This window comes from Wielerella bovis (genome assembly GCF_022354465.1).
Classification (GTDB): Bacteria; Pseudomonadota; Gammaproteobacteria; order Burkholderiales; family Neisseriaceae; genus Wielerella; species Wielerella bovis.
The window spans coordinates 1336616-1356587 of record NZ_CP092361.1; the positions used below are offsets into that span (position 1 = coordinate 1336616).

General features: G+C 42.6%; 19 protein-coding genes and 2 pseudogenes. 8 read left to right on the forward strand and 13 right to left on the reverse strand.

Annotation, left to right across the window (positions count from 1 at the left end; all coding sequences use genetic code 11):
- The first annotated feature begins 100 nt into the window (after positions 1 to 100).
- The gene (gene ettA / locus MIS45_RS06555) at positions 101 to 1774 is read left to right on the forward strand and encodes an energy-dependent translational throttle protein EttA (RefSeq protein WP_249441864.1); all 1674 of its coding nucleotides are present in this window, start codon (positions 101 to 103) and stop codon (positions 1772 to 1774) included.
- Between the two features lie 338 nt (positions 1775 to 2112).
- Here the strand turns inward: ettA and MIS45_RS06560 are convergent, their stop codons facing one another.
- From MIS45_RS06560 to MIS45_RS06580, 5 genes and pseudogenes are all read right to left on the reverse strand, one after another.
- A complete protein-coding gene (locus tag MIS45_RS06560; protein ID WP_249449943.1) occupies positions 2113 to 2601 on the reverse strand; it encodes an Imm42 family immunity protein in 489 nt (162 codons plus the stop codon).
- Positions 2602 to 2883: 282 nt separating this feature from the next.
- Positions 2884 to 3000: pseudogene (locus MIS45_RS06565) on the reverse strand (HI_0552 family protein); the annotation flags it as partial.
- Positions 3001 to 3013: 13 nt separating this feature from the next.
- Positions 3014 to 3700, reverse strand: coding sequence for a hypothetical protein (locus MIS45_RS06570; protein ID WP_249449944.1), 687 nt, complete (start codon positions 3698 to 3700; stop codon positions 3014 to 3016).
- A 101-nt stretch (positions 3701 to 3801) separates the two neighbouring features.
- Positions 3802 to 4452: pseudogene (locus MIS45_RS06575) on the reverse strand (IS1595 family transposase).
- Between the two features lie 27 nt (positions 4453 to 4479).
- Positions 4480 to 4893: a ferritin family protein gene (locus tag MIS45_RS06580; protein ID WP_249449945.1), complete on the reverse strand. Its 414-nt coding sequence runs from the start codon at positions 4891 to 4893 to the stop codon at positions 4480 to 4482.
- A gap of 223 nt (positions 4894 to 5116) precedes the next feature.
- Here MIS45_RS06580 and MIS45_RS06585 point away from each other — a divergent pair, with 223 nt between their 5' ends.
- The 4 genes from MIS45_RS06585 (at position 5117) to MIS45_RS06600 (ending at position 7487) form a co-directional block, all read left to right on the forward strand.
- Positions 5117 to 5803, forward strand: coding sequence for an alpha/beta fold hydrolase (locus MIS45_RS06585; RefSeq protein WP_249449946.1), 687 nt, complete (start codon positions 5117 to 5119; stop codon positions 5801 to 5803).
- An 86-nt stretch (positions 5804 to 5889) separates the two neighbouring features.
- Positions 5890 to 6192 carry an IS630 transposase-related protein gene (locus tag MIS45_RS06590; protein WP_249441922.1) on the forward strand — a complete coding sequence of 101 codons (303 nt, stop codon included), beginning with the start codon at positions 5890 to 5892 and terminating at the stop codon, positions 6190 to 6192.
- A gap of 25 nt (positions 6193 to 6217) precedes the next feature.
- Positions 6218 to 6727, forward strand: coding sequence for an IS630 family transposase (locus MIS45_RS06595; RefSeq protein WP_249451347.1), 510 nt, complete (start codon positions 6218 to 6220; stop codon positions 6725 to 6727).
- A gap of 109 nt (positions 6728 to 6836) precedes the next feature.
- Positions 6837 to 7487 (forward strand): IS1595 family transposase, encoded by a 651-nt coding sequence (locus MIS45_RS06600; RefSeq protein WP_249449947.1) that lies wholly within the window; start codon positions 6837 to 6839, stop codon positions 7485 to 7487.
- Between the two features lie 259 nt (positions 7488 to 7746).
- On the opposite strand, the gene waaF is transcribed toward MIS45_RS06600, so the two are convergent.
- From waaF to MIS45_RS06630, 6 genes are all read right to left on the reverse strand, one after another.
- Complete coding sequence (gene waaF, locus MIS45_RS06605) at positions 7747 to 8751, reverse strand: lipopolysaccharide heptosyltransferase II (RefSeq protein ID WP_249449948.1); 1005 nt, start codon at positions 8749 to 8751, stop codon at positions 7747 to 7749.
- A gap of 631 nt (positions 8752 to 9382) precedes the next feature.
- Entirely contained in the window at positions 9383 to 9661 is a 279-nt protein-coding gene (locus MIS45_RS06610) for an HU family DNA-binding protein (RefSeq protein WP_249447971.1), read from the reverse strand.
- A gap of 172 nt (positions 9662 to 9833) precedes the next feature.
- On the reverse strand, positions 9834 to 12263 hold the full coding sequence (gene lon / locus MIS45_RS06615) for an endopeptidase La (protein WP_249449949.1): 2430 nt from the start codon (positions 12261 to 12263) through the stop codon (positions 9834 to 9836).
- 148 nt (positions 12264 to 12411) lie between these two features.
- Positions 12412 to 12828: an NfeD family protein gene (locus MIS45_RS06620; protein ID WP_249445286.1), complete on the reverse strand. Its 417-nt coding sequence runs from the start codon at positions 12826 to 12828 to the stop codon at positions 12412 to 12414.
- 78 nt (positions 12829 to 12906) lie between these two features.
- Positions 12907 to 13917 (reverse strand): DNA polymerase III subunit delta, encoded by a 1011-nt coding sequence (gene holA / locus MIS45_RS06625; protein ID WP_249449950.1) that lies wholly within the window; start codon positions 13915 to 13917, stop codon positions 12907 to 12909.
- A complete protein-coding gene (locus tag MIS45_RS06630) occupies positions 13917 to 14411 on the reverse strand; it encodes an LPS-assembly lipoprotein LptE (RefSeq protein ID WP_249449951.1) in 495 nt (164 codons plus the stop codon). The genes holA and MIS45_RS06630 overlap by 1 nt, the downstream gene beginning before the upstream one ends.
- Positions 14412 to 14550: 139 nt before the next feature.
- Between MIS45_RS06630 and pdxJ the strand changes: the two genes are divergently transcribed.
- Both pdxJ and acpS read left to right on the forward strand, forming a co-directional pair.
- On the forward strand, positions 14551 to 15285 hold the full coding sequence (gene pdxJ, locus MIS45_RS06635; protein WP_249449952.1) for a pyridoxine 5'-phosphate synthase: 735 nt from the start codon (positions 14551 to 14553) through the stop codon (positions 15283 to 15285).
- A 183-nt stretch (positions 15286 to 15468) separates the two neighbouring features.
- Positions 15469 to 15849, forward strand: coding sequence for a holo-ACP synthase (gene acpS / locus MIS45_RS06640; protein WP_249441872.1), 381 nt, complete (start codon positions 15469 to 15471; stop codon positions 15847 to 15849).
- Positions 15850 to 16033: 184 nt separating this feature from the next.
- Here the strand turns inward: acpS and MIS45_RS06645 are convergent, their stop codons facing one another.
- Positions 16034 to 17662 carry an ABC-F family ATPase gene (locus tag MIS45_RS06645; protein WP_249441873.1) on the reverse strand — a complete coding sequence of 543 codons (1629 nt, stop codon included), beginning with the start codon at positions 17660 to 17662 and terminating at the stop codon, positions 16034 to 16036.
- 100 nt (positions 17663 to 17762) lie between these two features.
- The gene (locus MIS45_RS06650) at positions 17763 to 19424 is read right to left on the reverse strand and encodes an electron transfer flavoprotein-ubiquinone oxidoreductase (RefSeq protein ID WP_249449953.1); all 1662 of its coding nucleotides are present in this window, start codon (positions 19422 to 19424) and stop codon (positions 17763 to 17765) included.
- Between the two features lie 124 nt (positions 19425 to 19548).
- Between MIS45_RS06650 and MIS45_RS06655 the strand changes: the two genes are divergently transcribed.
- Positions 19549 to 19767, forward strand: a complete 219-nt coding sequence (locus MIS45_RS06655; protein ID WP_249445298.1) for a YgjV family protein — start codon at positions 19549 to 19551, stop codon at positions 19765 to 19767.
- Positions 19768 to 19972 lie beyond the last annotated feature (205 nt).

Consider the following 19972-nt stretch of genomic DNA (forward strand, 5'->3'; position numbering starts at 1 on the left):
TGCCTGAAACTACTTTTTACATCAAAATTTGTTAAAATGCTGATGATTTCACACATCAGCAGCAACTTTTTCTTTTTGTTTATTTTTTGGAGCGAGAAAAATGTCCCAATACGTTTATTCCATGTTGCGCGTGAGCAAAGTTGTACCGCCGCAAAAAACCATTATCAAAGACATTTCCCTGTCCTTTTTCCCAGGGGCGAAAATCGGCTTGCTGGGCTTGAACGGCGCGGGCAAATCCACCGTTTTGCGGATTATGGCGGGCGTAGACAAGGAATTTGAAGGCGAAGCCGTGCCAATGAGCGGCTTGAAAATCGGCTATTTGCCGCAAGAGCCTGAACTTGACCCCGAAAAAACCGTACGTGAAGAAGTGGAAAGCGGTTTGGGCGAAGTGGTTGCCGCGCAAAAGCGTTTGGAAGAAGTGTATGCCGCCTACGCCGACCCTGATGCCGATTTTGATGCTTTGGCTGAAGAACAAGGGCGTTTGGAAGCGATTATTGCCGCTGGTTCGTCCAGTGGCGGTGGCGCGGAACACGAGTTGGAAATCGCCGCCGATGCGTTAAGGCTGCCTGAATGGGACGCGAAAATCGCCAATTTGTCGGGTGGCGAAAAACGCCGCGTGGCTTTGTGCAAATTGCTGTTGTCCAAGCCCGATATGTTGCTGTTGGACGAGCCGACCAACCACTTGGATGCGGAATCTGTTGAATGGTTGGAACAATTTTTGGTGCGTTTCCCTGGGACGGTGGTGGCGGTAACCCACGACCGCTATTTCTTGGACAATGCCGCCGAGTGGATTTTGGAGCTTGACCGCGGACACGGCATTCCTTGGAAAGGCAATTATTCGTCTTGGTTGGAACAAAAAGAGCAGCGTTTAGCCAACGAAGCCAAATCCGAAGCCGCACGCATTAAAGCGATGAAACAAGAGCTGGAATGGGTGCGCCAAAACGCCAAAGGTCGCCAAGCCAAATCCAAAGCACGTTTGGCGCGTTTTGAAGAAATGTCTAATTACGAATACCAAAAACGCAATGAAACGCAGGAAATTTTCATTCCTGTCGCCGAGCGTTTGGGCAATGAAGTGATTGAATTTGTGAATGTTTCCAAATCGTTTGGCGACCGCGTGTTGATTGACGATTTGAGTTTCAAAATCCCAGCAGGCGCGATTGTGGGCGTGATTGGCGCGAACGGTGCGGGTAAATCCACTTTGTTCAAACTGATTTCGGGTAAAGAGCAGCCTGATTCGGGCGAAGTGAAAATCGGGCAAACCGTGAAATTGTCTTTGATTGACCAAAGCCGCGAAGGTTTGGGCAACGACAAAACGGTGTTTGACGAGATTGCCGAAGGGCGCGATATTTTGCAAGTGGGGCAATTTGAATTGCCAGCGCGCGCGTATTTGGGGCGTTTCAATTTCAAGGGCAGCGACCAAAGCAAGATTGTCGGCAATCTGTCGGGCGGCGAGCGCGGACGTTTGCATTTGGCGAAAACGCTGATTGCGGGCGGCAATGTGTTGTTGTTGGACGAGCCGTCTAACGATTTGGACGTGGAAACTTTACGCGCGTTGGAAGACGCTTTGTTGGAATTTGCAGGCAGCGTGATGGTGATTTCGCACGACCGTTGGTTCTTGGACAGAATCGCCACGCACATTTTGGCGTGTGAAGGCGATTCAAAATGGGTGTTTTTTGACGGCAACTATCAGGAATACGAAGCGGACAAAAAACGCCGTTTGGGCGAAGAAGGAGCGAAACCGAAACGGATTAAGTATAAGCCTGTAACGCGATAAAAATAGGTAGGGTGCAACTGGTTGCACCCTACAAATATATGATGTTTTCAGGTTTCAAATTAGTGTTCATTACATTAATGTATATGCGGAAAGATATAGTTATGCCGTCTGAAAAGATTTGGATTTTTCAGACGGCATAATTTGTTTGCAAAATTGAAACCTTTGCAAAACTCCTAAAATTTGATATTTAAAAATTTTAATTTTTTGAATTTTAAGAACTTTATTTTTCAAAAAAGTTCAAAAAATGGGGTTTGCAAAGGTTTCAAAATTAGAAATGTTTTAAACAGCGTGGACAATGATTTGAGTAACCTTGTTCTTTTTCAATTATTTTAAAACAATTATAAATTGAGGGGAAAATCAGGTAATCTAAAGATAACATCCTCCACAGTTCCTCTTGGATAACAAATTTCTTTAAAAGTTTTAGCATAATCAAAACTATAAAATAATCTTTCTTTATCTCCTGCGTAACCCATCTCAAGAATCAAACAATCAATACTGCAATCTTCCAAACTACCTGTTTTCATTCCCATATAAGTTGTCTCGATAGAGAATATATTTTTTAGTTTACAAGATTCATAGGCAGATAAATCAAAATCAGCCATACCAAAATCTTTTCCATCAGTACCTCCCGCATAATCTTTATCTTTAAACGAAGCTTTTAAATTAGGGAAAACAGTTGATAAAGCATAGTATTCACGAGGGCAATGCTTAGGATAAATTTCGTCGCCAATAATAATTTGAACTCTGCCAAATACAAAGGGCTCATTGATTAAGTCAACTGTCCAAATAAAACCAAATGTTTTATCTTCATTACTAATTAAATTCATTTTTTCACCCTAATAAACGATTTTTCTTTTGATCTAGAAAAGAGCTACGTAAACGTGACTTTTGTAGCCCAGCAAGAGTAGGGTGTGTGCCCCAGCACGCACGCGTTTGAACAGTATACAGGGTATCTGGATTTAGCTTTTATGAGAATAAATGCCGTCTGAAAAATTTGATAACTTTTCAGACGGCATTGGGTTATAGGCCATAGAATGCGTGCGTGCTGAGGCACGCACCCTACACATGGATTTTAAGTTGCGTGCAGGCTACGGCTTGCTAGGACAGCCCCATGTTTTTTTATACTCAGCCTTAATACGAGGAATATCCTCAGGGCAATATTTCTTCATTTGAGAAAATTGGAAAAATGGTATATCAAACGGGCTGCAAGATTGCGAGGTAAGCATAAAATCTCCTTATTTAATTCCCCAATGACCACATCAATAATGGTAATTGAGCTATTGCGACAATCGGAAGAAAAATAATTGAAGCAGGTTCTTTTACAACAATATCCATAGCACGCCCTACGATCGTGGATGACTTAGTCTGAAACCACGTATCTTGCGTGGCTTTAGCAATTTCAAACGGTTGGCTAAATTTGAATTTCTGCAAGATTTCCTCTCGATTACTGATCGAAATTACTTGCCCGCCATCTAATATTCCCCAAGCATATAACGCATCTGAAGGTTCATTGTTTTCACGCCCGATACTAAATGGTGCTTGATCTTTAATTTTCTCTGCCGAGAGTAATTGCTGTCTTTCTGTGTTCGATAGTCTATTTGCAGGCATGATACCCCGATAAATAAAAGTCACCACAGGTTCTGCGTGCTTATCTTTCTTCTTTAGCCAAATTTCAGGATAGCGATCTGTAAGCTTTTTTCTATAAACTTTATCAAAACTCGCAATAGTTGAAAAAGCATCAATATTCTCTTTCCCTTCAAACGCATAAGAATACGTTTGCCCAATAACAATTAATTTATTCTCCATCACACCTGCGGCAAGAATTTTTTCATCATAAAATTGCACAGTTCTATGATCTTTCGTTGATGTACAGGCAGCAAGAAACAAACTGACTAATAACAGTATTTTATGAAGCAATTTCATCATAAATTCCTCTTGTTTATCGTGTAACTTGAGTTATTTAAGCATTATATTTGCGAAATAGCAAGCGGTTGAATTTGTAAAATTTTTGGGGCTGTCCTAGATAACTAACCTAAACTTCTCTTAACTAAGAGTTTTAAAAAGGAAATTTGAGATTTCAAGTCACTGTGATTAAAACGCCATTCGCATTCCTTCAAATACAGCTCAAAATGGGCTTTGGGAATGCCGTTAAATTTACGCAAATGGCGTTTTGATTGGCTCCAAAAATTCTCAATTCCGTTAATGTGATTGTGATTTTCAGCGAAGTGCGTGCTGTGATTGATGCGAAAATGATTAAATTCGCTCACATCAAGCACATCATAGCTTCGATAAAAATCGGTTTAACAATGCTGTCCGGCTTCACTTTTTCCCGAATAATCGGCAAAAGTGTGGCAAATTGCGTGTTCGGTACGACAACGGTATAAACCTTGCCGTCACGCTTTAAAAGCCCAAACACGGAGGTTTTACCTGCTGCACCACGACCTTCGTTTACCTTTGCGAGCACCGCCGAAATAGCTTTCGTCCGCTTCAATTTCGCCCTCAAACATTTCCAAATGAGGGCTATGTTGATAGGTGAGTAGTCGCAAACGGTGAAAATAATAGACTGCGGTGTTTTTGTTTACATTTACCAACTCAGTTGCAGTTCAAGCAGTTACGCCTGCGACAAACAGCTCAATGAGTTTATGTTGTTTGTACTGGCTTAGACGACTTTTTCTCATTGGGTTATCTTAACCTAAATGGAAGTTTTAGTCGTTATCTAGGACAGCCCCTTCTTCAATTAGCATACGCGTGGTGGCATCGTGTTCTGCAGTGACAATTTCTACCCATTGATTGATGCCTGTGCGGGCATTTTTTTGCAATTCATAATCGTTTTGCAAAGCTTCACGCAAATTGTTGCCAATGTTGGGTTGTTTAACGGTAAAGCGACTAATGGCACCTGCTAAGGCATTGTTATCTCCTGCTGCTGATACAGCCGCTCCCAATATTGCATGAGCAAGAATATGTGCACTCGTTCCTTCTGCTTTTTTCTCTTTAAAATATTGCACAATACGGTAAGACACTTCAGGTGCAGCAGTAGCTGTTGCTATACCTAATACACGATCACTTGGTATACTCAAACCTGAAGCAATAGCATTGAGTAGAACTGTCCATTTTGCCATTGGTTGATTTGAGCTTCAATGTCGGCTTTTTTATCTGGGTCTTTGGTATGTTTTAGTTGAGTTTTAAGTTCATCAATATACTGATTGATTTCTTGATTTGCCGTCTGAATATTTTGGCTGAAGCTTTTGCTCACAACAGTTTGAATATTCAGTTCACTTTGAATAGTAAATGAGTAGGTAAGCATTTAGCTTAATACTTGCTGAAATCTTTTGGAGCAATATTATGATATTTCAAACACATACGTTAGTTTTCGCTACTGAAAAAATTGCTACGCGCCATTATCCAGCGCAAGGTAACACGGTTTTTTTATTGCACGGTGCAGGTAATGCCAATCAAGCAACTTTGTACAAAATTGCTCTATTTTTGCAACAAAAACAATTTAATACCATCAGTTTTGATTATTCGGGACACGGCGAAAGTTCAAATGAAAAACCATCTTCTATATTGACGAAAACTGAGCAAGCCCGTGCTGTCATGCAATATTATTCACAAAATCATCATAAAATTCATTTATTTGCGTGGAGCATGAGCGGACAAATTGCTGTGAATTTGCTGGAAAACAATCCGCAAATTGTTTCGCTGACTTTGTTTGCCCCCGCTTTGTATGCAGAAGATGTGATGAAGGTTGAATTTGGCGCGGCGTTTACCCAAGCCATTCGTGAATACGGCAATTGGCAGCGCAGCAATGCTACGCGGATTTTGCCGCATTTTTCAGGTTGCCTGAATTTGGTTCGCCCTGAAAACGATGCGATTATTCCTCCCGAAGTTAGCCAAATATACCGTGAATATGCGCCACCACATTTTCAGGAAATTATTTTGCCCCATGCACCGCATACTTTAGGTGCGTGGTTTGATGAAGATGTGAGGCGGTTTGAGAATGTGTTTCGGCAAATTCGGTTTTTTCAGTAAGCTTGGTCGGATACGCGTATTCGATATTCATTTTTGATGAAATATAGGTGTAGAATTAAATAAACGGTACATACAGGAGAACAGTTATGGCTTATTCACAAGATTATCGCCAAATGATTTTAGAAAAATTAAATTCGGGTTACAGCTACCGTGAATTGGCAGCGGAATATGGCATCAGTCGCAGTACCATTCAACTATGGAAAAAATGCATTGAACGTAAACCCTACCCCAAAAGAACCAATAAAATCAATGATGAATTATTGCGAAAAGACGTAGAACAATTTCCTGATGATTTTCAAAGAGAACGCGCTGTTCGCTTTAACTGTTCACAAAGAGCCATTGGTGTGGCACTTAAACGGCTAAAAATCACTCAAAAAAAAGATTCTTAAACACCCCAAAGCTCAACCCGAAACAATTGAACAATTTCTCTCATTAAAACAACAGTATGAGCAAGAGAAACGTCCTATTGTTTATATTGATGAAAGTGGTTTTAAAAACCAAACTTATCGTCCTTATGCCTATGCGCCAAGAGGACAAGTTTGTCATGGCAATCACAACTGGCAAATCAAAAACACAACCAATGCCATTGGCGCACTGTACCAAAATCAATTGATTGCAGTGGGTTTGTATGAATTCAGCATCAATTCAGATGTGTTTTATTCATGGGTTCAAAACGTTTTACTGCCACAATTACCGCCCAACAGTGTTTTGGTAATGGATAATGCGACTTTTCACAAACGTCAGGACATTCAAGAGCTTATTGTTTTATCAGGGCATGTGATTTTATGGTTACCGCCATACTGTCCTGATTTGAATTTAATTGAGCACACTTGGGCTTGGATTAAACATTTACGTCAAGATTGGTTATTGGATTGCATTCACTCTTTGTTTTTTTATTTTACTTGGTTGCGTACCGAATTTTAATTTCTTTATCTATATCATCAAGATGCCGTCTGAAAGGTTTCAGACGGCATTTTATTTGGGGCTGTCCTAGATAACTAGGGAAATCTAATTTCAGGTTAGAATAATCCCTATGAGAAAAAGTCGTTTAAGTCAGTACAAACAAAACAAGCTGATTGAGTTGTTTGTCGCAGGTGTTACCGCACGCACAGCAGCACAATTAGTTGGCGTTAATAAAAACACAGCTGCCTATTACTTCCACCGTTTACGCCTACTCATCTATCACAACAGCCCACATCTAGAAATGTTTGATGGCGAAGTAGAAGTTGATGAAAGCTATTTTGGCGGACAACGTAAAGGCAAACACGGTCGCGGTGCAGCTGGCAAAGTAGCTGTATTCGGGCTTTTGAAGCGAAATGGCAAAGTTTACACCGTTGCTGTACCCAATACACAAACCGCCACTTTATTGCCGATAATCTGTGAGCAAGTGAAGCCTGACAGCATTGTTTATACCGATTGTTACAAAAGTTATGATGTGCTTGATGTGAGTGAATTTAGCCATTTTCGCATCAATCACAGCACACATTTTGCGGAACGACAAAATCATATTAACGGAATTGAGAACTTTTGGAGTCAAGCAAAGCGCCATTTACGTAAGTTTAATGGCATATCCAAAGAGCATTTTGAGCTGTATTTGAAGGAATGCGAATGGCGTTTTAACAACAGTGAGATAAAGTCTCAAATTTCTATTTTAAAACAATTAGTAAAGCAGGATTTGTTCTAGTTATCTAGGACAGCCCCTTTTATTTTATGCAAAATTCAACAGGAATGGATATGGCATAATCAAAGCGTCTGTAAGTTAACGTTGCTATGGCGTTGAGCAAAATGTTTCAGAAAAAGCAAACGACAGCATCATCGAGTAATCAATTGAATCCACTATAGTTGTTTGAAATTAAAATAATACAGCATTACCAGCTCCCTTATGTATAGTGGATTCAATTTAAATCCACTATAAAAAGCTTTCACCTGAAACTTTATTTTGTTTATTCTCCTGCCAAAGCAATCACTTTTTCAGGCTGCAACTGACGTAAACAATCGGTATGCCCTAATGGACATTCGCGTTTAAAACACGGGCTACAATCCAAATTCAACGTGGCGATTTTTGCTTTATCACTCAATGGTGGAGTATGGTCAGGACTGGATGAACCATAAACCGCTACTAATTTGCAGCCAACTGCCGCCGCAACGTGCATCAAACCGCTGTCGTTGCAAACCACCAATTCCGCGCACGCCAATAAATCTATCGCTTCTGCCAAACTGGTTTTACCGCATAAATTCACGCAAAGGCAGCCTGAAAGCTGATTGACTTGTTCCGCAATCTCAAAATCTTTTTGCGAACCAAATAACCAAATTTGATAACCTTGTTGCGCGTAATATTGCGCAGTCGTAGCAAAATGTTCGGGTAACCAGCGTTTAGCTGAACCGTATTCCGCGCCTGTGCAAAACGCAACAATCGGTTTATCTTGTTGCAAATCATGTTTGGCAAGCGCAGCAGCTTGGTCGGCAGCCTGAATCGTGAAATGTGGCTGAGAAGATTTGCCATTAAACGCAGCTTGATTTTCGTGCGCCAATGCTGTGTATCTGTCCACCATTAACGGTAGCGCGGTTTTGTCTAATTTGCGAATATCGTTGAGCAACAAATAACGGCTTTCGCCCACATATCCCGTGCGTTGTTTGATGCCTGTTGCCACCGCAATAATCGCCGATTTGATTGACCCTGGTAACACAATCACTTGGTCATAACCGCGCTTACCCAATTCACGCCCTACTCGCCAACGTTCGCGTAATTGCAACGCACCATGTCCAAATGGATTATCTAAAATGTGCTGCACTTCGGGCATACGTTGATAAACCGCTTGCGACCATTTGGGTGCGAACACATCTATTGTGCAGTTGGGATGCAATTCATGTAAACGACGCAACATGGGTTGTGTCATCACACAGTCGCCAATCCACGATGGACTGATAATTAAAATACGTTTGGACATGATTTGAGATAAGAAAAATGAAAAGATTATAGCAAAAGGCAGCCTGAAAAATAGATTATTTATCTAAGGAGCTAATGACAACAAAGTAGTGTTGTACTCAGTTTGGTTTTGCCCAGATTTGTCCAATTCTACGTTAAAGATACTTCCTAATGAACGGCATTGGCTCGCATTCTATAGTCGCTTAAAATAAAAATAGGACAAGGCAACCACACCCGCCGTGTACATCTAGTACATAAGGGTGGGGGCAACGCAGTAGTATTTTTAATTTTAAGCGACTATACATAGTCAGCTAAAATAAAAATAAAACAAAGCAACAGAATCTCCGTATACAAATCGTACATAAGAAAGCTGGCAACACTATATTATTTTTATTTTAGCCGACTATATCTAGCAGTCCACTACGCTCGCCATCTTGAATTGAATATATTTATCTGTAAAACCAATATTCACACCAATTATAATGAATTCAATTTAAACCAGTACAGCGTTGCCAGCCTCCTTATGTTACTCGGTATACACGGCGGTCGCTTTCGCCTTGTCTTGATTTAGTGAATCCACTATATCATTAACTCTACTAGTTATTTAAAAGAAAAGCAGCCTGAAAACCTATTTTCGGGCTGCTTTCTCACAATTATTTGCTTACCAATACATCTTTTAATGCTTTACCAGCAGTAAATTTAGGTACGCGAGCTGCAGGAATAGTCAAAGGTTCTTTGGTTTTTGGATTTAAACCTTGACGTTCTTTACGTTCCGCTACTTTGAATGTACCAAAGCCCACTAATGTAACAGCGTCATCATTTTTCAAAGCAGTTTTTACCACTTCAGTAAACGCATCCAAAGCCTTGCCAGCATCGGTTTTGGTCAAACCAGATTCTTTTGCAATCGCATCAATCAATTCAGATTTATTCATACAAGTTCCTCTCATTAAGGAGTCAAAAATAAGGTAGAACGCCCGATATTTGGGCATCTAGGGAAATTTTTTATTGCGATGAATTTATATCAAGCTGCTGCAATGTGTGTCAAGAACAAAATGCATGGGTAGCGATTTTTGCATCGCCACCAGCATTTTATGCAACACATCATCAATGTTTACGCGCTTTTTTGTTTGATTGTTCAGCATCCGTTTTAGCAGAATTTTCAGGCTGCATTTCTGCTACATACGGCTCAGGCTGCCGCTCTAAACTCAATTCAAACACTTCATCAATCCATTGCACCGCGTGGATTTCCAAACCGTCTTTCACATTTTGCGGGATTTCTTCCAAATCTTTCACATTGTCTTTTGGAATCAAAACGTGCTTGATGCCACCGCGCAATGCCGCCAACAGTTTTTCTTTCAAACCGCCAATCGGCAACACTTCACCGCGCAACGTGATTTCGCCCGTCATCGCCACATCGGCGCGAACGGGAATGCCCGTCAAAGCGGAAACCATAGACAAAGTCATCGCAATGCCTGCGCTGGGGCCGTCTTTCGGCGTGGCACCTTCGGGAACGTGAACGTGCATGTCGTTTTTCTCGTAAAAGTCGGGCGCAATCCCCAAACTTTCCGCGCGTGAACGCACCACAGACCACGCCGCCGTGATGGATTCCTGCATTACATCGCCCAATTTGCCCGTGCGGACGATGTTGCCCTTGCCTTTGAGCGCGACCGCTTCAATCGTCAGCAATTCGCCGCCGACTTCCGTCCACGCCAAACCTGTTACTTGACCGATACGGTTTTCGCCTGCGGTAACGCCATAATCAAAACGGCGCACGCCCAAAAATTCGCCCAAATTATGCTCATCAACGCGCAAAGTTTGTGCTTTTTTGCGTGATTTTGTGGCTTTCAGGCTGCCTGAAAGCTCGTTTTGAATCACGGCTTTGCGACAAATTTTGGCAATTTCACGGTCAAGCGAACGCACGCCCGCTTCACGTGTGTAATAGCGCACAATGTCGCGCACGGCGGTTTCGTCAATCGCCAATTCGCCTTCTTTCACGCCATTGCGCTGCATTTGTTTTGGCACCAAATATTGCATGGCGATGTTGATTTTCTCGTCTTCCGTGTAACCCGACAGGCGGATAATTTCCATGCGGTCAAGCAAAGCAGGTGGAATATTGAAACTGTTGGACGTGGCAATAAACATCACTTCGCTCAAATCAAAATCCACTTCAACAAAATGGTCGGCAAAGGCGGTATTTTGTTCAGGGTCAAGCACTTCCAACAAAGCGGCGGCTGGGTCGCCACGAAAATCGTTGCCCAATTTGTCAATTTCGTCCAACAGGAAAAGCGGGTTTTTCACACCAGCTTTGACCATATTCTGCATGATTTTGCCAGGCATGGAACCGATGTAGGTGCGGCGGTGTCCACGAATTTCGCTTTCGTCTTTCACGCCACCCAAAGCCATGCGAATGTATTTGCGCCCTGTGGCTTTGGCGATGGATTCGCCCAACGATGTTTTGCCCACCCCCGGTGGTCCTACGAGACACAAAATCGGGCTTTTCAATTTATCGGTGCGTTTTTGTACCGCCAAATATTCCAAAATGCGCTCTTTGACTTTTTCCAAGCCGTAATGGTCTTCGTTCAGCACCAAATCGGCTTTGGTCAAATCTTTGGAGATGCGCGTTTTTTTCTTCCAAGGCAATTCAATCAGCGTTTCAATGTAATTGCGAACCACAGTCGCTTCGGACGACATCGGCGGCATCATTTTCAATTTACGCAATTCGGACAAGGCTTTTTCTTCGCCTTCTTTGCTCATGCCTGCGTTTTTGATTTCTTGCTCCAAACGCAACAATTCGCCTTTTTCGTCTTCTTCGCCCAATTCTTTTTGAATGACTTTGATTTGCTCATTCAAATAATAATCGCGTTGGTTTTTCTCCATTTGGCGTTTGACTTTGCCGCGAATGCGTTTTTCCAACTGGGAAATTTCCAATTCACTTTCAATTTGCGCGAGCAGGTATTCCATGCGCTCATCTACATCAACCAAATCCAGCAATTTTTGACGCTGTTCCAATTTTAGTTGTAAATGTGCGGCAACCAAATCAGCCAAACGACCATTTTCTTGAATATCATTCAGGCTACCTAATACTTCTGCAGGAATTTTTTTGTTCAATTTAACATATTGTTCAAATTGACTCATCAAACTGCGGCGTAAAGCTTCTTGGTCGGCAGGATTTTTTTCTACATCAGATAAAATATTGATTTCTGATTCAAAATATTCGCCATTGTCTTGCACGGATACGGCTTGGGCGCGTTGCTTGCCTTCTACCAACACTTTGACTGTGCCATCGGGCAATTTCAAAACTTGCAAAATTTCAGCAACAGTTCCTGTTTCGTGCAAATCTTCAGGGCTAGGGTCTTCATCCGAGCCGTTACGTTGTGCCAATAAAAAAACGGTTTTATCGTTTTCCATCGCAGTATTGAGCGCGGCAACTGATTTGGCACGCCCAATAAACAACGGTAATACCATATTGGGATAAACCACCATGTCGCGTAAAGGTACGGTTGGCATGATGGTGGCGGATTTTTTTCTTGCCATAATTTTTCTCTTAATGTTTTTTAATAAGTGATGCGGTAAATGGGGGATAGGCAGCCGATTTCAAGAGGTTTTCAGGCTGCATTTTATATATTTTTCAAAAAGGCAGCCTGAAATTATTTTTTTCAGGCTGCCTTTGTCTTTTATATCATCAGCGTGGACGACCTTTAAAACGCGGTTGCTGTTGATATTTTGCCATTTCGCGTTGTGCGGCTTCTTTGGTTATTCTGGCGCTCAGCTGTTTTTCAGCTTCTTGTACAGAACAGCGCATGGCTTGGCTAGCAATCAGTAAGGCATCTTTGCGTGCTTGTCCACCTGAAAAATACATGCGACGCAAGTCTGCTGGATTAATTTTGCCACCTTTCAAATCAATATTGAATTTGGCAGCACTGGCGATTAATTTCTTTTGTTTCCAATACATTGTGCCTGTGGCAGTACCCACGATTGCTGCCACACACAAAATACCAATCAAAATTGCCCAATACCATGCCGCGCCTACTAAATAGGCAATCAATGCAAATATGGCTGCCATGGCAATCCAAATTAAAACGGCTTTTTGTCTATCCATTTTGGTGTTTTCCTTATGAAATAAAGTAAAATATTTTTTCAGGCTGCATTGTATCGCATTTTATAGGCAGCCTGAAAATCATGTTGCCAGTTGCAATACTAACTGCCGAAAACTTGTCCACGCATCGCCCTCTTCCGCACCTTTAATTTGGCGGTCAATTTGCGCACATTCTTGCAATGCGTTTATCAATTTGCTGGGCGATAATCGTGCAGCTGCTTTCGGAGCAAGAGTTTGTTTATCGCCCCACAAACGCAATTCATTGCGTACACTCTGCACGCTTTTGCCTTGTTTGATGGCTGCTGATAAACGGATTAAGGTTCGTATATCTTCTGCCACCGTCCACAACAATAACACGGGTTCATCGCCTGCCGCTTCCAACCCATCTAACAAACGCATCACGCGCACTGCATCGCCGCTCATCCATGCAGATGCCAGTTGAAAAACGTCAAATCGTGCTACATTCGCCACAGCATGTTCGGCATCTGCCACCGAAATCAAATGTCCTGTTGGATGCAACAATGCCAACTTATCAATTTCCTGCTTGGCTGCCAACAAATTACCTTCTACTCGCTCGGCAAATAATGCAATGGCTTCCGCTTCTGCTGACAAATTATGCTGCTGTAACCGTTCGTTAATCCATGCGGGTAAGGCTGCGACTGTAACGGCTTTGGCTTCCAACATCACGCCATATTTTGCCAATGCACTGAACCATTTGGACTGCGTTTGCGCTTTTTCTAATTTTGGGAAAATAATCAGCGTTATCGTATCGGGCGGTAAATTTTCGGCTAATTGTTGCAAAATTTCGCCACCTTGTTTACCTACTTTGCCTGTTGGGATATGAATTTCCAATAATTTTAAATCGGCAAACAAACCTGCGCTATTGGCATTGGCGACTATTTCGCCCCAATCAAACGATGCGCTATCTACCGTAAAACGTTCACGATGCGTGTAGCCTTGTTGTTTGGCAGCAGCACGGAGCATATCGGTTGCTTCAATCCGCAATAAATCTTCTTCGCCGTGTATAACATACAATGGTTGTAAATGCGTTTTCAGGCTGCCTGAAAGTTTATTAATGTCTAAATTCGGCATTATTGTGCCGCTCCACCTGTATTTTGTTGGTTAATAAAACCCAGTTGGCGCACAATTTGTTCAGCTGCATCTCGACGGATTTCTTGCCATAATAAGGCTTCTTCATCATCACGACCCAATGCTTCACGGTCTGAATATGGCATAACACGACGTACATTGGCAGTCAGCACATTACCCCATGCTTGTCCATCGCGAAATGCTTGCGCGGTTACACGCATAGACAATAAATATTCGTTTAATGTTGCACCGCGAGTAATGGTGTAAATATCACGTTTGCTATCAATGGATAATACGCGAATTTCTGCATCACTTTCCACCGATGAAACAGGGTAACCCGATGCATGGCGCAATGCGGTTTCCAAAGGTTGTTGCAATGCATCGCCATTGACTTGCCATTTTTGAACTGGCAAATGGTCATAGGCATAAGTGCCTTTTAGATGAAAACCGCAAGCAGATAAACTCAATGCGGCAAGTAAGATAAAATATTTTTTCATGATGAAATACATCAATAATAAAGGAGTCAAATTATAGCGTAAGGCAGCCTGAAAATACATGATTTGATTTTCAGGCTGCCTATTGTGACAAATAACTGTTACACTATATTACATTTATCTTTCAACAAGGAATGAAACCATGTTATTAGGCGTCAATATTGACCACGTTGCTACTTTGCGCAATGCGCGTGGTGTCGGCTATCCCAGCCCATTAGAAGCAGCATTAATTGCAGAAACTTACGGGGCAAATTTGATTACTTTGCACTTGCGCGAAGACCGCCGTCATATCAAAGATGCTGATGTATTTGCCATCAAGCAAGCCATCAGAACGCGCTTGAATTTGGAAATGGCGATGACGGAAGAAATGTTGGCAAATGCTTTACAAGTCATGCCAGAAGATGTCTGCATCGTGCCAGAAAAACGCGAAGAAGTAACCACCGAAGGCGGTTTGGAAGTGGTTGGACAATTTGAAAAAGTGCGCCATTATGTTGGCGAATTACAGCGTGCTGGCATTCGTGTATCTATTTTTATTGCACCCGATTTGGCACAAATTCAAGCTGCCTATGATGCAGGTGCACGCGTGATTGAGCTACACACAGGTGCATATGCCGATGCGGAAAATCATGCTGAGCGTGAACATGAATTGCAACGTATTCAAACTGCTGCAAAATTCGCAGCCGATTTAGGCATAACGGTAAACGCAGGACACGGCTTGACCATTCACAATGTTGCTCCGATTGCACGCATTCCACAAATTGTGGAGTTGAACATTGGACATTCTTTAATTGCACAAGCGGTATTCTTGGGATTGCCCGAAGCCATTCGCCAAATGAAAGAAGCCATGTATCGTGCGCGAACGACTGTGTCAGCCTAATCGTTTTCAGGCTGAAACCTTTGCAAAACCCCAGATTTGAGCGCAGTTCAAAGCGATAGTATCGCAAAACGCGCAGACATATCATATAGATAGGCAAGCGTTTGAGAAACGCATCGCGAAGAAATGTGCCAAAGATGGGGATTTTGCAAAGGTTTCAGGCTGCCTTATTAGGAAAGGATAAACATGATTTATGGCATTGGTACCGATATTTTGCTAATTCATCGCATTGAACAAATGCATCAAAAATATGGCGATGCCCTACCCCGCCGTTTACTCAGCCGCGTGGAACAACATGAATTTTCAGGCTGCCATGACCCTGTACGTTTTTTAGCAAAACGATTTGCTGCTAAAGAAGCTTTTGCCAAAGCAGTTGGTATGGGCATTCGTGCGCCCGTTAGTTTTCACAATATCAGTGTGGCGCATGACTCATTGGGTCGTCCCGAGTTTATGTGTGAACCCGAGTTACAACAATGGCTAATCATGCATAATATTAGTCGTGTGCATTTAAGTTTGAGTGATGAAAAAACGCAGATACTGGCATTTGCGATTGCAGAGAAAATATAGTGAATTCACTAAACCAGTACAGCGTTGCCAGCTCCCTCATGTACTATGTGTACACGGCGGTCACTGTCGCCTTGTCCTGATTTAGTGAATCCACTATACAGTAGATTAGATTCAAAACAACTATAAAATTTCAGGCAGCCTGAAACGTGATTTTCAGGCTGCCTGAATGTTTTTTGAATGATGTTTAGCTATTTACACCCTTCTTATCCAAATAGCTTTCGTAGTCGCCCAAATAATATTCGTAGCCACCTTTACCGTCCAATTCAATGATTTGCGTAGCCAAAGACGACACAAATTGACGGTCGTGCGACACAAAAATCAGCGTGCCTTTGTATTTTTCCAAAGCCATGTTCAGCGATTCAATGCTTTCCATGTCCATGTGGTTGGTCGGCTCGTCCATAATCAGCACATTTGGTTTCAGCAACAACAACTTACCGTACAACATGCGCCCTTTTTCGCCGCCTGACAACACTTTCACTTGTTTCACCACATCGTTGCCGCCAAACAGCAAACGCCCCAATGTGCCGCGAATCACTTGCTCATCATCGCCTTCTTGTCCCCATTGGCGCATCCATTGGGTCAAATCCATTTCCACGTCAAAATCGTTTTCGTGGTCTTGCGGATAATAGCCGATTGTGGCTTTTTCCGCCCATTTAATGCTGCCTGAATCCGCTTGCACGTCAGAATGTTGCGCGTCAAATGCGCCAGCCAGCAATTTCAACAAAGTGGATTTGCCCGCACCGTTTGGACCGATAATCGCCAAACGCTGCCCCGCTTCCAAAATAAAATTGAGTTTTTCAAACAATTTATTTTCAAACGATTTGGACAAGTTTTCCACTTCAACTGCCTGACGGTGCAATTTATTTTTCTCATCTGTTTCAAAACGGATATACGGATTTTGGCGTGTAGACGGCTTCACTTCCACCATTTCCGATTTGATTTTGTCCGCCTGTTTCAAGCGCGAAGTGGCTTGACGGGCTTTGGATTTATTGGCAGAAAATCGCGCCACAAATTCTTGTAATTCTTGCAATTTTTCTTTGGCTTTGGCATTGTCTTTCAAAGCGCGTTCGCGTGATTGTGCGCTTGCCAACATGTAATCATCGTAATTGCCAGGGTAAATGGTAATCGTGTTGTAGTCCAAATCCGCCATGTGTGTGCAAACTTCGTTCAAGAAATGGCGGTCGTGGCTGATGATAATCATGGTGCTATCATATTGATTTAACATATTTTCCAGCCAACGAATGGTGTTGATGTCCAAGTTATTGGTCGGCTCATCCAACAATAAAACATCGGGTTTGGAAAACAGGGCTTGCGCCAGCAACACACGCAATTTGAACCCCGGCGCGACTTCCGCCATGGTCGCATTGTGCAAATTCTCTTCAATGCCCACGCCCAACAACAATTCGCCTGCGCGCGCTTCGGCGGTGTAGCCATCATATTCGGCAAATTTCGCTTCCAAATCAGCCGCTTTCATGTAATCTTCATCGGTGGCTTCGGGGTTGGCGTAAATCGCATCGCGTTCGGTCATCGCCGCCCACATTTCGGTGTGTCCCATTAACACCACGTCCAACACGCGCATATCTTCGTAGGCGAATTGGTCTTGTTTCAATTTGCCCAAACGCACACCGTGTTCAATCGCCACTTCGCCCGAAGTTTGCTCCAAATCGCCACCCAAAATTTTCATAAACGTGGATTTACCCGAGCCGTTCGCGCCAATCAAACCGTAGCGATTGCCTTCGCCAAATTTCACGGAAACGTTTTCAAATAAAGGCTTTGCGCCAAATTGCATGGTAATGTTATTGGTAGAAATCATTTTATTTTATCTATATTTACAAATTACAAACGGGGCGGATTTTAGCATAAAATACGTTTTCAGGCTGCCTGAAAACCCAGAGGCAGCCTGAAAATAACATTTACATTGTGGAATAATTAGGCCCACTCCCCCCTTCTGGACACGTCCAGACAATATTCTGCGTGGGGTCTTTAATATCGCAGGTTTTGCAATGCACGCAGTTTGCCGCATTGATTTGCAGCTGTGGCGCACCATTTTCTTGCACGATTTCATACACACCAGCAGGGCAATAACGCGTTTCGGGGCTGGCGTATTCGGTGTGATTTACATCAATCGCTAAACGTGGATATTTCAAATGCAGATGCACGGGCTGATTTTCTTCGTGCGACACATTGGCTAAAAATACGCTACTCATGCGGTCAAAAGTGATTTTGCCATCGGGTTTCGGATAAGCAATCGGTTGGCAATCCGCTGCTTTTTTCAGGCTACCTGCATCGGTACCATGATGTTTTAGTGTCCAAAAACCGCGTCCATGCAAAACGTATTGTTCCAATGCGGTATAAATCATCGCAGGAATCAGCCCCCATTTAAAGGCTGGGCGCACATTGCGAACTTCATGTAATTCTCGGTATAACCAACTATTTTCAAACAAATATTGTAAATTATGTGCTTGTTTGCTGCTTTCAGGCTGCCTATCGCCCAAATCTTCCAATATAGCAAATACGGCCTCAGCTGCTAACATGGCAGATTTCATTGCCGTGTGAATGCCTTTGATGCGTGGCACATTCACAAATCCTGCGCCATCGCCAATCAATGCGCCACCCGCAAATGTTAAACGTGGCAAACTTTGCAAACCACCTTCCACCAAAGCGCGCGCACCATAAGCGATGCGGCGACCGCCTTCTAACATTTTGCGAATATCGGGGTGCAATTTGAAACGTTGGAACTCATCAAATGGCGATAAATACGGATTTTGATAGTCCAAACCAATCACCAAACCAATGGCAATTTGATTATTATCCAAATGGTACACAAATGAACCGCCATAAGTACGCATATCCAAAGGGTAACCTGCTGTATGCATCACCAAACCTGCTTGGCATTGTTCGGACGACACTTCCCAGACTTCTTTGATACCAATGCCATAGGTTTGCGCTTGACTATCGCGGTCTAGCGCGAATTGTTTGATGATTTGTTCGCTCAAAGAACCGCGTGCACCTTCGGCAAACAAAGTTTGTTGCGCATGCAATTCTATGCCAGCCTGAAAATTATCCGTAGGCAAACCATCTTTGCCAATGCCCATATTGCCCGTTGCCACACCTTTCAGGCTGCCATCGGCGTGATACAACAATTCTGTTGCCGCGAAACCTGCGTAAATTTCCACGCCCAAATTTTCCGCTTGCTCTGCCAACCATTTGCACAACACACCCAAACTGATAATGTAATTACCAACATTATGAAAACTTGGTGGTGCGGGCAATTTGAAAGATTGATTGGCAGTCAAAAATAATACACGGTCTTCGCTAACGCTGCGTGTGAGTGGAGCACCCATCTCACGCCAATCGGGGAACAATTCTTCCAGCGCAATCGGGTCAATTACTGCGCCAGATAAAACATGCGCACCCACTTCGCTGCCTTTTTCCAAAACACACACACTGATTTCGCGTTGTTGTGCGATAGCGAGTTGCTTCAATTTAATCGCAGCAGATAAACCTGCCACACCTGCGCCGACAATCACGACATCGTATTGCATACTATCGCGTTCAATTTCATTTGGATTCATGGAGTGTTCCTGTTTTTTTCTGATTAAAATGCTGCAATTCTATCATTTTTTGTGCGACAACAATTTCAGGCAGCCTGAAAAAGCGTAAAATAATGGCATCTTCATTTTTGAAAGGAAAAAAACGATGATTGAAGTTTTAGGTTATATTGCCACAACATTAGTTGCAGCATCATTTCTATTAAAAGATGTGATTAAACTCCGTTTAGTGAATGCCAGTGGTGCAGCTTGTTTTGTTGTCTATGGATTGATTATTGGCACTTATCCTGTTGCCTTGCTCAATGCCTTTTTGGTATGCGTGAATGGCTATTACATTTGGAAAGCAAAAACAGAAAACAATAAATAGCATTCACTGCCCACGCAGTTTTATACTATACACCTACACCATGTTCATTTTTTTCAGGCTGCCTGAAATAAAATATTTTGTATTAAAACAATTATGGTCATACATATTGTAAAACTGCGTAAACAACGAGCACCCAACCATATGGATAAAATGCATTATCCATCCAGTTGATTAGGAAATTGAATCCGACCCTGTATCCGACATT